Source organism: Massilia timonae CCUG 45783, assembly GCF_000315425.1.
Taxonomy (GTDB): Bacteria; Pseudomonadota; Gammaproteobacteria; order Burkholderiales; family Burkholderiaceae_D; genus Telluria; species Telluria timonae.
Window position 1 is genome coordinate 703540 of the sequence record NZ_JH992923.1, and the last position, 12709, is coordinate 716248.

Sequence of the window (12709 nt, forward strand, 5' to 3'; positions counted from 1 at the left end):
GCCGCGCAGCAGCTGGGAGAGCTGGGCGGCGCCGCCCAGCGTCCGCTGCTGCAGGCGCTGCTGGAGCCGGGCGCCGAGCCGATTGATGCGGTGCGGGTCGCCGCGGCCCGGGCGCTGGCCGTCCTCGACGGCCGCCTGCGCCGCGCCGACCTGGCCGGCCACCTGTTCCAGGGACTGTCGCTGGGCAGCGTGCTGCTGCTGGCCGCGCTGGGGCTGGCCATCACCTTCGGCCTGATGGGCGTGATCAATATGGCGCATGGCGAACTGCTGATGATCGGGGCCTACACGACCTGGCTGGTGCAGACCCTGTTCCGGCGCTACCTGCCGGACGCGCTCGATCTGTACCTGCTGGCGGCGTTGCCGGCCGCTTTCGCGGTGGCGGCCCTGGCCGGCATGGCGATCGAGCGCACAGTGATCCGCTGGCTGTATGGCCGTCCGCTGGAAACCCTGCTCGCCACCTGGGGCATCAGCCTGGTGCTGATGCAGGGTGTGCGCACGCTGTTCGGGGCCCAGAACGTCGAGGTGGCCAATCCGGCCTGGATGTCGGGCGGGGTGACGGTGCTCGGCTCGCTGGTGCTGCCCTACAACCGCATCGCGATCATCGTGTTCGCGATCCTGGTGACGGCCGCCGTCTGGCTGCTGCTCAACGCCACCCGGCTCGGGCTGTTCGTGCGCGCCGTGATGCAGAACCGGCGCATGGCCGACTGCGTCGGCGTGCCCACCGGGCGCATCGACATGCTGACCTTCGGCCTGGGTTCCGGCATCGCCGGCCTGGGCGGCGTGGCGCTGTCGCAGCTGGGCAACGTCGGTCCCGACCTGGGCCAGGCCTACATCATCGATTCGTTCATGGTGGTGGTGCTGGGCGGCGTCGGCCAGTTGGCCGGCACCGTGATCGCGGCGCTCGGCCTGGGCGAATTGAACAAGCTGCTGGAGCCGCTCGCCGGCGCCGTGCCGGCCAAGATCGGCATCCTGGTGTTCATCGTCGTCTTCATCCAGCTGCGGCCGCAGGGACTGTTCGCCCTCAAGGGAAGGAGCGTGGAATGACGAAGCCGAGGACCTTCACGGGCGTATCGATCGCCGCGCTGGCGCTGCTGGCGGCGCTGTTGCCGCTGCTGCACCTGGCGTTTCCGCCCGAGCATGCGCTGCACGTCTCCGGCTATACGCTGGCGCTGGTCGGCAAGTTCATGTGCTACGCGCTGGCCGCGCTGGCGCTCGACCTGGTGTGGGGCTACACCGGCATCCTGTCGCTGGGCCACGCGCTGTTCTTCGCGCTGGGCGCCTACGCCCACGGCATGTACCTGATGCGCGCGATCGGCCGCGACGGCGTGTACGGCAGCGCGCTGCCCGACTTCATGGTCTTTCTCGACTGGCAGGAACTGCCCTGGTTCTGGGCCATGACCGACAGCTTCTGGTACTGCATGGCGCTGGTGGTGCTGGCGCCGGGCGTGCTGGCCTTCGTGTTCGGCTACTTCGCCTTCCGCTCGCGCATCAAGGGCGTGTATTTCTCGATCATCACCCAGGCCCTGGCGTATGCCGGCATGCTGCTGTTCTTCCGCAACGATACCGGCTTCGGCGGCAACAACGGCTTCACCGACTTTCGCCGCATCCTCGGTTACGATATCACGGCGCCAGGCACCCGCGCCGCGCTGTACCTGGCCACGCTGGTCTTCCTGGTCGGCGCGCTGTGCCTGTGCCGGTGGCTGGTCGCCTCGCGCCTGGGCCGGATACTGCAGGGCGTGCGCGACGCCGAGCCGCGCCTGATGTTCCTGGGCTACGACCCCTTGTGGTTCAAGCTATTCGTGTGGACCCTGTCGGCGGTATTGTGCGGCATCGCCGGGGCGCTGTACGTGCCGCAGGTCGGCATCGTCAATCCGTCCGAGATGTCGCCGGCGAACTCGATCGAGATGGTGATCTGGGTGGCGGTGGGCGGGCGCGGCACGCTGCTGGGGGCGATCCTGGGCGCATTCACCGTGAATGGCCTCAAGAGCTGGTTCACCGCCGCCTTTCCCGACCTGTGGCTGTTCGCGCTCGGCCTGCTGTTCATCCTGGTCACGCTCCTGATGCCGAAGGGCCTGCTCGGACTGCGCCTTCCGCGCCGGCGGCCGGCGCCGGCCGCGCACGAGGCGCCAACACTGGAGGAAGCGGCATGAGAGTCGCCCATGACGACACATTAGATGCCAGCCACGGCGCCATCCTGTACCTGGAGGATGTGAGCGTCAGCTTCGATGGCTTTCGCGCCCTGAACCGGCTGACGCTCGACATCTCGGTGGGCGAGCTGCGCTGCATCATCGGTCCCAATGGCGCCGGCAAGACGACGATGATGGACGTCATCACCGGCAAGACGCGACCGGGTTCGGGGCGCGTGTGGTTCGGCCAGCGCCACGACCTGGCCCTGCTCAGCGAACACCAGATCGCGCGCGCCGGCATCGGCCGCAAGTTCCAGCGCCCGACCGTGTTCGAATCGCATACGGTGTTCGAGAACCTGGAGCTGGCGCTCAGGATGGACAAGCGGGTGCGCGCCTGCCTGTTCGCGCGCCTCGATGGCGAACAGCGCGACCGCATCGGCGCGGTGCTGCGCCAGATCCGCCTCGAAGATCACGCCTGGCGCGCGGCCGGCCTGCTGTCGCACGGCCAGAAGCAGTGGCTCGAGATCGGCATGCTGCTGATCCAGGAGCCGGCGTTGATACTGCTCGACGAGCCGGTGGCCGGCATGTCCGATGCCGAGACCGCGCGCACCGCCGAACTGCTCGACGAGCTGCGCGGACGGCACTCGATCATGGTGGTGGAGCACGACATGGGCTTCGTCGCCGAGATCGCCCGCCAGGGCAAGGTCACGGTGCTGCACGAAGGCGCGGTGCTGGCCGAGGGCCGCATGGACGAAGTGCAGGCCGACGAACGTGTGATCGAAGTCTACCTGGGACGCTGACCATGATGCTGCAAGCCGATGACCTGAACCAGTACTATGGCTCTTCGCACACCCTGCGCGGCGTATCGCTGGCGCTCGCGCAGGGCCAGTGCCTGGCCCTGCTGGGCCGCAACGGCGTGGGCAAGACCACGCTGCTCAAATGCCTGATGGGCGTGCTGCCTGTTGCCTCCGGACGAGTCCGGCTCGCCGGCCGCGACATCACGCGCCTCAGCCCGCATGCGCGCGCCGCCGCCGGCATCGCCTATGTGCCGCAGGGCCGCGAGATCTTCGCGCGCCTGACGGTGGAAGAGAACCTGCGCATGGGCATGGCCGGCCTGCCGGGCCGCGCGGCACGCCACATCGATCCCGAGGTGTACGTCCTGTTTCCGGTATTGAAGGACATGCTGCGGCGGCGCGGGGGCGACCTGTCGGGCGGCCAGCAGCAGCAGCTGGCGATCGCGCGCGCGCTGCTGCAGCGCCCGCGCCTGTTGATCCTCGACGAGCCGACCGAGGGCATCCAGCCGTCGATCATCAAGGACATCGAGCGCGTGATAGGCCTGCTGCGCGCGCGCGGCGACATGGCGATCCTGCTGTGCGAGCAGTACTTCGACTTCGCCCATGCGCTGGCCGACCGCTACCTGGTGCTGTCGCGCGGCGCGGTGGTCGCGGCCGGCGCGCGCGCGACCATGGACAGCGACGAGGTCAGGCGGCACCTGGCGGTCTAGCGGACCGTCCTGCCGCCGCCGGACGCGACATCGCGAGCGAGGCCGCCGCCGTGCGCGTCTCGACGCCGAGCTTGGCGAATACGTGCTCGAGATGCTTGTTGACCGTGCGCGGACTGGTGCCGAGGATGTCGCCGATGTCGCGGTTGGTCTTGCCCTTGCTGACCCAGTGCAGCACCTCGGCTTCGCGCCGGGTCAGCGTGAATCCGGCCATCAGGCCCTGGACCTGGGCGGCGTCGGACTCCTCGCGCAGCACCATCGAGTAGCAGCCGCCCTCGAGCGCTTCGGCCAGTTCGAAGCCGAGGCGGCGCGTGCCCTGCGCCAGCACCAGCGGCGCCGGCTCCTGCCCCTGCTCGCGGGCGGCGACGGCCTCGCGCAGCCAGAGCGCCACGCGCGCCGGCATGCCGGCCCCGGCGCCCTCCGGGAACCAGGCCTGCAGCCACTGGCGCGCCAGCGGCGTCTGCCACGCGATGCGGCCGTCCAGGCCGGCCACCAGCACCGCGTGGCCGAAGGCGTCGAGCGCACTGCGCGCCTGGGTGACCAGGCTGGCGGTGCGCATGTGGGCGCCGATGCGGGCCAGCACTTCGCTCTGGCGCACCGGCTTGGTCACGTAGTCGGCGACGCCGGCCTGGAATGCGGCGAGGATGTGTTCGTCCTCGGTGAGGCCGGTCATGAACACCACGGGAATGGCGCGCGTGCGCAGGTCGGCCTTGAGCTGGCGGCAGACCTCGAAGCCATCCATGCCGGGCATCACGGCGTCGAGCAGCACGATGTCGGGCAGCAGTGCGCGCGCCCGCTCCAGCGCGGTGGCGCCGTTGTTGGCCACCACCACCGCGTAACCCGATTCGTCCAGCGCATCGTGCAGCACGGCGAGGTTGTCGGGGACGTCGTCCACCACCAGCACCACCGGGCCCGGTGGTCGTTCAATCGTTTGCGGCATGGGATTCTCCGGTGTCGATCAGGCGTGTCATGGCGTCGAGGTCGAGGCGGGCCGCATGCCCGCGCATCAGCTCGACGAAGTCGTGGTGCGCCGCGCCGAGCGCGGCGAGGCGATCCAGTTCGGCGCGCACGCCGCGCACGTAGCCGGCCGCGAGCTGGGCGCGCAGCGCGGCCAGTGCGCCAGGCGCAGGCGGGCGAGGCGGGGCGCTTGCGGTCGCGGGTGCGGGTGCGGGTGCAGGGGCGGCGCCGAGCCAGTCGAGCCGCAGGCGCCGTCCGATCCAGTCGAGCAGCTCGTCGACCTGGACCGGCTTGGTGAAGAAATCGTCGGCGCCGATGCCGGCCGGATTCGGCAAGCCCTTGTCGTAGGCGTTGGCCGAGACGATCGCGATCGGGGCCAGGCATCCGTGCTCGGTGCGCAGCAGGTGGCTGGTCTCCCAGCCGTCGATGCCCGGCATGGCGAGGTCCATCAGGATCAGGTCGGGGGCGAAGCCGGCCTGGCGCTGCAGGCATTCGGCGCCCGATGCCGCCTGGCCGACCACGAAGCCCAGCGGCGCCAGCAACTGGACCAGGAATTCGCGATCGTTGCGCTCGTTGTCCACCACCAGGATGCGGCGCCGGGCGCCGGCATAGCCGTGGCGCCGCGCTGGCGCATCGGTCTGACCAGTAGCAGGACTGTGCGCGTCGCCATGCACGCGCGGCAGGAGCAGGCGCACCGCGAACACGCTGCCGCCGCCGGCGCTTGGGCGCAGCGTCAGTTCGCCGCCCATCAGCTCGGTGAGCAGCTTGCTGATGGGCAGGCCCAGTCCGGTGCCGGCGCTGTCGCCGGCATTGCCCGCGCTGCCGCGCGTGAACGGCTCGAAGATGCTTTCCACCTCTTCGGGCAGGATGCCGGGCCCGGAATCCTCGACCTCGAAGTACGCCATGTCGCGCGCATAGCGCAGGCGGAACACGATCGCACCGCGCGCCGTGAACTTGACGGCGTTACCGAGGAGATTGATCAGGATCTGGCTGAGCCGCTTGCGGTCGGCCCGTACCAGCGGCGGCAGCACGCCGTCGCATGCATGGACGAAGGCCAGGCCCTTGCCGGCGGCCTGCTGCTCGAACATGCGCACCAGTTGGCCGATGAAAGCGTCGAAGCGGAGCGGGCGCATGTCGATGCTGAGCTTGCCGCCCTCGATGCGTGCGATATCGAGCGTTCCCTCGATCAGCGACAGCAGGTGTTCGCCGCTGCCGCGGATCACCCGGATCGCCTGGCGGCGGTGGTCGGGAATGGACGGGTCGTCGTCGAGCAGCTGGGCGTAGCCGAGGATGCTGTTGAGCGGGGTGCGGATCTCATGGCTGATGCCGGCGATGTAGCGGCTCTTGGCCTGATTGGCCTGGTCGGCCTGCTTCTTGGCCTGCTGCGCTTCTTCCTGCGCCACGCGCCGGCTCTGGCTGTTGAGCACCAGCCACCAGGCGATGATGGCGCTGACCAGCAGCAGCGCGCCGAACAGCTTCACGAACGCCAGCTGCAGCGGCGCCAGCAGGCGGACGTCGCCGCTCCTCGTCAGGGCGGCGGCTTCGTGCAGGTAGAGCGTGCCGAGGAGGGCGCCCAGGAACAGCACGGTGACCGTCATCAAGAGCAGGTAGTGACCGAGCCCGCCGCCCAGGTAGGGCCAGCTGGCGCGCGGCAGCAGCCAGCGCATGGCCGCCTGCCACTGCACGGCGATGCGCGCCTGGGGCTTGCAGGCGTCGTCGCAGCGGGCATCGAGGCAGCAGCACAGCGAGCAGATCGCGCCGCCGTAGGCCGGGCACTGCGCCATGTCCTCCGGTTCGTACTCCTTCTCGCAGATGCTGCACACGGTGCTGCGCGGCGGGTCGGTGTGCGGCTGGCGCGCCATGTAGTAGCGGCCGCGGGTGGCGTGGGCGATGACAGGTGCCGCGATGAAGGCGGTGGCGAGGGCGATGAAGGCCGAGAAGGCCTGGGCGGTGGCGCCGAACAGGCCGCCGAAGGCGGCGATCGACAGGACGGAGGCCAGCAGCATGGCGCCGACGCCGACCGGATTGATGTCGTACAGGTAGGCGCGCCGGAACTCGATGCCGGGCGGACTCACGCCGAGCGGCTTGTTGATCACCAGGTCGGCCACCACCGCCGCGATCCAGGCGATGGCGACGTTCGAGAACAGGGCCAGCACCAGGTCGAGCGCCTGGAACACGTTCATCTCCATCAGCAGCACCGCGATCAGGGCATTGAAGCAGGCCCAGACCACGCGCCCGGGATGGCTGTGGGTCAGGCGCGCGAAGAAGTTCGACCAGGCCAGCGAACCGGCATAGGCGTTGGTCATGTTGATCTTGATCTGCGAGACCACGACGAACAGCACGGTCGCCAGCAGCGCCGCGCCATGGCTGTCGAAGAACTCCCCGAATCCGGCCAGGTACATATGGGTTGGATTGACGGCATCGGCCAGGCTGGCGCCGCCCTCGATCGCCAGCAGGGCGAGCAGGGCTCCGGCCAGCATCTTGAGGATGCCGAGCACGATCCAGCCGGGACCGGCGACCAGCACGCCCAGGTGCCAGCCGAGTGTGGGCTTGCTTTGAGGCGGCATGAAGCGCAGGAAGTCGACCTGTTCGCCGATCTGGGTGATCAAGGCCACGCCGACGGCGGTCGCGGCACCAAAAGCGAGCATGTCGAAGCCGCCATGGCCGCCCTGTGCACCGCCGAAGTGCAGCAGCTCGGCCGGCAACTCCGGGCGCTTCACCAGGATCGCGATGAAGGGCAGGGCCATCAGCCCGAGCCAGAGCGGCTGGGTCAGCATCTGGATGCGGCTGATCAGGGTCACGCCATGCGTCACCAGCGGCACCACCACCAGCGCGCTGGCCAGGTAGCCGAGCCACAGGGGCAGGCCGAAGTACAGTTCGAGCGCATAGGCCATGATGGCCGCTTCCAGCGCGAACAGGATGAAGGTGAACGAGGCGTAGACGAAGGACGAGACGGTCGAGCCGATATAGCCGAAGCCGGCGCCGCGCGTGAGCAGGTCCATGTCGACGCCGTGGCGCGCCGCATAGTAGCTGATCGGCAGGCCGGTCAGGAAGATGATCAGCCCCACCGCCAGGATCGCCCAGAAGGCGTTGATGAAACCGTACTGCAGGGCGATGGTGCCGCCGATCGCTTCGAGCACCAGGAAGGAGATGGCGCCGAAGGCGGTATTGGCGACCCGGAACACCGACCATTTGCGAAATGCGCGCGGGGTAAAGCGCAACGCATAATCCTCGATGGTCTCGTCGGCGACCCAGGTATTGTAGTCGCGCCGGATCTTGACGATGCGCTGGACCGGCTGGGCGCCCGGCTTGCCGGGGTGTGGGGCGGATGCGCTCATGGGCGGAGGAATGGTGGGTTCTCCAACCCGGAACGCAATTTATGTGCCAGAACCCGGGCTACGGCCCGCCACGCGCCCGCTTCTTTATCGCCGCGTCAGAAGAAATACCGCAGCGATGCACCGCCGCTGGCCTCTGGCACCGTGGTGACCACCAGTCCGGCCGCCGTGCCATAGGCGATGTCGCTGGCGAACCTGTGCGGCTGCAGCGTCGCGAACAGCGCGCCCTGGAACTTGCCGATGTCGTAGGTCGCCTTGACGTCGTAGCGCACATAGGTCGGCATATCGCGTTCGTATAGCGGCGTGCCCATGTAGTAGGGATTGCCGGCCGTGACATACACGTCGCCGGCCAGCGTCAGGCGGCCCGGTCCCAGTGCGCTGCGGTACTGCACGCCGGCCTTCCAGGTATGCTCCGGCACCGACAGGCGGGCGCCGGCGCCGGGGGCCGGGTTGTCCAGGCGCGCGCGCAGGATGCGGCCATAGTTCAGGTAGGTACTGAAGGCGCTGCTGAACTGGTAGCGCAGGTCGAGTTCGACGCCGCGGCGGGTGGTCTGGCCCGAGGCCACGAACACGTCGGGCGCGGTGTTGACGATCTCGTCGTCGTTCTGGATGGTGTAGAACGCGCCGGACACGCTCAGGCCGTCGAGCGGCCTGGCGTTGAACCCGACATCGTGCGAGCGGACCCGGCTCGGATCGATGCCGGCGTTGATGCGTCCGCCCGCAGCGCCCAACGGTCCCAGGCTGCCGCTGGTGCTGATCTGCTCGGCGGCCGGCGAGCGAAAGCCCTGCGCGATATTGGCGTACAGTTCCAGGTCGGGCGCGACGATCCAGATCGCGCCGTACTTCGGCGTGATCACCGAACCCTTGTAGCCGGTCGACGCGGCCGGCAGCTTGAGGTTGACCAGGTCGTAGTCGAAACGGTCGTAACGCGCGCCGCCATGCAGCTTGACGGTGGGCAGTACCCGGTACTGGCCCTGCACGAACACGCCGTAGGTCAGCAGGTCCAGGTCCTGGTTGTTGACGTAGTTGGCGGTCGGCTGGCGTTCGCGGTACTGCTGGCGATACGCGTCGCCCTTGTCCTTGCGCGCCTCGGCGCCCAGCGTCAGCACGGCGGCGTCGCCGAAGGCCCAGGTGTTGCCGCCGCGCGCGCCGTAGATGCCGCGGTCGTCGTAGCCGTAGGTGTGCTGGGTGGTGCTGGTCTGGATCGCGCGGCTGCGCTCGAAGTCCTCGGCGTAGGCGGTGGCGAACCAGCCGGCCTCCCCGGATGCCGGGCGGCGGTTGAACACCAGGGTCTTGCGCTGCGCGGCGCCGAAGCCGGGCAGGTCGTACATCGTCGAATGCGGATCGAGCCCGGCCTGCATGGCCGGCAGCGACAGGTAGCCGGCGCCGGCGGAGTCGGACTTGTAGTACGTGGCGCGCAGGCTGTAGACGCCGTCGCCGATCGTGGTCGACAGTTTCCAGAACAGGTTGCTGCGATCGGTAAAGGCGCCGTGGCGGAAGCCATCGAGGCTGTAGCGGTCGGCCACGACCAGCGAGCGCAGCTTGCCATGCTCGCCCGAGAGCACCAGCGAGCCACGCCGCCCGCCATAGCTTTCCACGGTCACCGTGGCGCTCGAGGGCGTGGCGGCGCCGCCTTCGCGGGTGCGGATCGCCACCGCGCCGGCGCGGTTCTGGTCGCCAAACAGCGCCGAGACCGGTCCCTTGATGACGTCGATCGTGTCGATCATGTCGCCGGTCATCCACTCGAGAAATGCCGGGCCGTGGCCGGCGCCGCCCTGGCTGGACGGGATGTTCTGCGGCACGCCGTCGATGTAGATCGAGGTGTCGGCGCCGTGCGTGCCCTGGGTGGCGAAGCCGCGCATGCGAAAGCCGTTGCCGGTGTCGCCCTGGTCGATATTGTTGGCGACCACGCCTGGCACGCGCCGGAACACGTTCGAAATATCGCGTCCGATGTCCAGCGTGGCGAGGTCTTCCGACGTCACCGTGGTGACGCCGCCGGGCAGCGACCTGGCGCCGGTGCCGGGCGCCAGGCGCTCGTCCTCGCTGCGCTGCCCCTTCACTTCGACGACCTGGGCCGGGTCGGCGGACGCGGCGGCGGCAATGTCTTCCGCCAGCGCCGGCGCGGCCAGCGCGCAGGTGAGCATGACGGCATGCGGAATCGCGCGCACGTGCAGATTGAGGTCGTTGACGACGGTGCGCTCGCCGTAGCGTTTGGTCAGGTGGTCGATTCTGATCATAGGGGTGTGATGGTGAAGGCGGGGCGCCGGGATGCGGGAATCGGAGACGCACAAGGGCCGTCAGGACGATGTGCCTCCTTAATGAGAATGATATCTCATTATCAAAAATGTGTAAATGTGCTGCTCCGTCGCGGACGGGCGAGGGGAGGGCAGGGCCATCGGAACACGTTGCAACGATGGTCCGTCATGATGTGACCGCTGGAGTATCGACGTTAACGGCGCCGGTCTTTCAGCCGCTCGCCAACCACACGCCGTAAAATGCGGTCTTGATCCACCACGTATAAAACATCACATGGAAACCATCGACCAGCGTTACCTCGTCCAGCAAAAAAAACGCACCGAGGAAGGAAAGCCGCCCGTATTCGCCAAGGTAATGCGCAGCAAAGAGGGCAAGTTCGAAGGCGTGTCCTTTATCAGAAACAAAGAAAAGGCCACCGTCATGACGGTGGCCGACGCTCAGGAAGTCATCGACTGGGCCGCCAGGAAGAAAGGCAACGCCCACGAATACGACACCAGGATCATCTGCGTTGGACAGTAGCCGGGGATCCGGCGGCATGCGTCAACCGGGCATCCCCCCAGGTCGCCACCACAGGCGATGCATCGGCTGCCTGTGATCCTCGCACCACGAGTTCAATGAGCTTGACGCCGCGCACGTCCGCCTTCAACAGCGGCGCCCTGGCGCCAAACGCCACCGGCGCGCTTTCGGCCAACAGCTTTCCATCGCCATACACGTAGAAGCGCACGGGCTGCCGGGTGTCTTCGGTCGAATCGTCCACGCCGACAGAAGCCGTCAACTGCGCATGGCTGCCATCGTTCTTCACCTGGAGCCGCGAATTCGACAGTACGCCGAGCCCCGACTCGAATACCTGTCCCGCCACCTGCAGGCTCTGGCCATACGGCGTCGTATCCGCCTGCGCGCCGCCCCAGCCCGCGTACTGGGGACGCGAGCCGCCGGAGCGGGTGCTCGACCATGGGTCGATCATGCGGTGGACGGTCGGATCGAGTTGCGGTTGACGGGCGCCGTCGACGGCGACGTTGACCGAGCCGGGGATTTCCGACAGATAGACGCCGTTTTCCAGTTGCCGCTTGCCGGTCGCCTCGAACACGAGCGTCTCGTGCGGCGCGAGCGTGAACGCCTTCTCGCCGGTGAAGGTCGTGCTCTCCTTCGACCACAGGTCGCGCAGCAGGACCGGTGCGCTGTCGGACAGTTTCAGGTGACTTGCCAGCAGGGTCACCGGCGCCGGCGAGGCGCCGCGGTTGAACAGCGCCACTGCCTTGCGCTCACCAATGCCCAGCGTCTTGACGATGATCTGCGCATCGTCGGAATCATAGGCGATTACGCCCTGGTGGCCCGCCTTGTCCTGGTTCAAGGCGACCACGTCCGCGTTGCCCAGCACTCCGAGGAAGGATGCGGGGCCATTGCGCAGGTCATAGCTGATCAGGAGCGGCGCATTGATCATCGCCCACAACGAGAAATGCGAACGCACTTCGACCGGGTTGGCGGCATCGAATGCGCCGTGGCCGATGTGCAGGATGTCGGGATCGTTCCAGTGGCCGGGGCCGGCGTACAGCGCGCGCTTGGCCGCGCTGTCGAAGTTGTGCAGCATGCTGGTCCAGCTCGGCGTGATGTCGGCGCTGGTGCGCCACAGGTTGCCGACATCCTTGCCCCAGGTGCGCACGTTCGCCATGCCCCAGGCGCAGATCGACAGCACATAGTCGTTGTTCGGCCGCGCCTCCTTGAGCGCCGCTGCGACGTCTTCGTAGCGGGCGCGCACGGCCTTGACGTCGGTGCGGTTGATCGAGCCGCGTTCGATCAGGGGCGGCGCCGCGCGGTAGTCCTGTTTCTTTACCAGGTCAGAATCCGGCAAGAAGTCGGCCAGCCCGCAGGCGTCGATCTTGATGTAGTCGAAGCCCCATTCCTTGAAGTACAGGTTGATGTCCTGGGTGACGTGGCCTTCCAGTCCCACCTCGCGCTCGGCGGTCGTGCCCTGCGGCAGGTTGGGCGAATGCAGGTCATAGGCTTGCGAACAGGCGTTGCGGCCGATGTCGGTGTAGATGCCGGCCTTCAGTCCCATCGCATGCAGCTTGTCGGTGAATGGCTTGAAGCTGGTGCCGGCAGGTCCACCGGTGGCTGCCGAGGGAAAGATATTGGTGCGGATCTGCAGCCGGCCATCGCCGGTGCGGCGCTTCAGCCACCAGCCGTCGTCGATGTTGACGTGCTGGTAGCCGAGCCTGGCGAGGCCGCTGTCGACCAGCGTCTGCGCGGCGCCGAGCACCTTGCCTTCGTCGACTTCGGTGCGGAACGCGTTCCAGCTGCTCCAGCCCATCGGCGGCGTGCTGGCGCTGCCGCTGGTGGCGCCTTCCCAGCGGCCCGCCGGGGCCAATGGATCGCCGGGGGAGCTGGCATGCGCCGGCGTGAACAACAAGGTGAGCGTGGCAGCCAGGCTACCACAAACGATTTTCCATGCCATGGGTTGGCCTGCTCCGGTCCAGCGTTTTTGCATGCACATCTCCTGCTCGTGTCGAAGGCGGGGCAGGGCACATCCTGCCCCG

The 12709-nt window shown here is 68.1% G+C and carries 9 protein-coding genes; 5 read left to right on the top strand and 4 right to left on the bottom strand.

Going from position 1 to position 12709, the window contains the following annotated elements:
* The 4 genes from urtB to urtE form a co-directional block, all read left to right on the top strand.
* A partial coding sequence (gene urtB, locus HMPREF9710_RS13180) for an urea ABC transporter permease subunit UrtB (RefSeq protein WP_005667078.1) occupies positions 1–1044 on the top strand: 1044 nt, incomplete at its 5' end.
* Entirely contained in the window at positions 1041–2150 is a 1110-nt protein-coding gene (gene urtC, locus HMPREF9710_RS13185; protein WP_005667079.1) for an urea ABC transporter permease subunit UrtC, read from the top strand. The genes urtB and urtC, both read left to right, overlap by 4 nt.
* Positions 2147–2926 (top strand): urea ABC transporter ATP-binding protein UrtD, encoded by a 780-nt coding sequence (gene urtD / locus HMPREF9710_RS13190; protein ID WP_005667080.1) that lies wholly within the window; start codon positions 2147–2149, stop codon positions 2924–2926. The genes urtC and urtD overlap by 4 nt, the downstream gene beginning before the upstream one ends.
* Positions 2927–2931: 5 nt before the next feature.
* Positions 2932–3630 carry an urea ABC transporter ATP-binding subunit UrtE gene (gene urtE / locus HMPREF9710_RS13195; RefSeq protein ID WP_040776624.1) on the top strand — a complete coding sequence of 233 codons (699 nt, stop codon included), beginning with the start codon at positions 2932–2934 and terminating at the stop codon, positions 3628–3630.
* Here the strand turns inward: urtE and HMPREF9710_RS13200 are convergent.
* The 3 genes from HMPREF9710_RS13200 to HMPREF9710_RS13210 all read right to left on the bottom strand — a co-directional run bounded on the left by HMPREF9710_RS13200 (position 3608) and on the right by HMPREF9710_RS13210 (position 10156).
* A complete protein-coding gene (locus tag HMPREF9710_RS13200) occupies positions 3608–4567 on the bottom strand; it encodes a response regulator transcription factor (RefSeq protein WP_005667082.1) in 960 nt (319 codons plus the stop codon). The genes urtE and HMPREF9710_RS13200 overlap by 23 nt on opposite strands.
* Positions 4551–7922 (bottom strand): ATP-binding protein, encoded by a 3372-nt coding sequence (locus HMPREF9710_RS13205; protein WP_005667083.1) that lies wholly within the window; start codon positions 7920–7922, stop codon positions 4551–4553. The genes HMPREF9710_RS13200 and HMPREF9710_RS13205 overlap by 17 nt, the downstream gene beginning before the upstream one ends.
* 95 nt (positions 7923–8017) lie before the next feature.
* Positions 8018–10156, bottom strand: a complete 2139-nt coding sequence (locus tag HMPREF9710_RS13210; RefSeq protein ID WP_005667084.1) for a TonB-dependent receptor — start codon at positions 10154–10156, stop codon at positions 8018–8020.
* A 292-nt stretch (positions 10157–10448) separates the two neighbouring features.
* Here HMPREF9710_RS13210 and HMPREF9710_RS13215 point away from each other — a divergent pair, with 292 nt between their 5' ends.
* Positions 10449–10694, top strand: a complete 246-nt coding sequence (locus HMPREF9710_RS13215; protein WP_005667085.1) for a hypothetical protein — start codon at positions 10449–10451, stop codon at positions 10692–10694.
* Here the strand turns inward: HMPREF9710_RS13215 and HMPREF9710_RS13220 are convergent.
* Positions 10675–12627, bottom strand: coding sequence for an NPCBM/NEW2 domain-containing protein (locus HMPREF9710_RS13220; protein ID WP_051205078.1), 1953 nt, complete (start codon positions 12625–12627; stop codon positions 10675–10677). The genes HMPREF9710_RS13215 and HMPREF9710_RS13220 overlap by 20 nt on opposite strands.
* Positions 12628–12709: the final 82 nt, after the last annotated feature.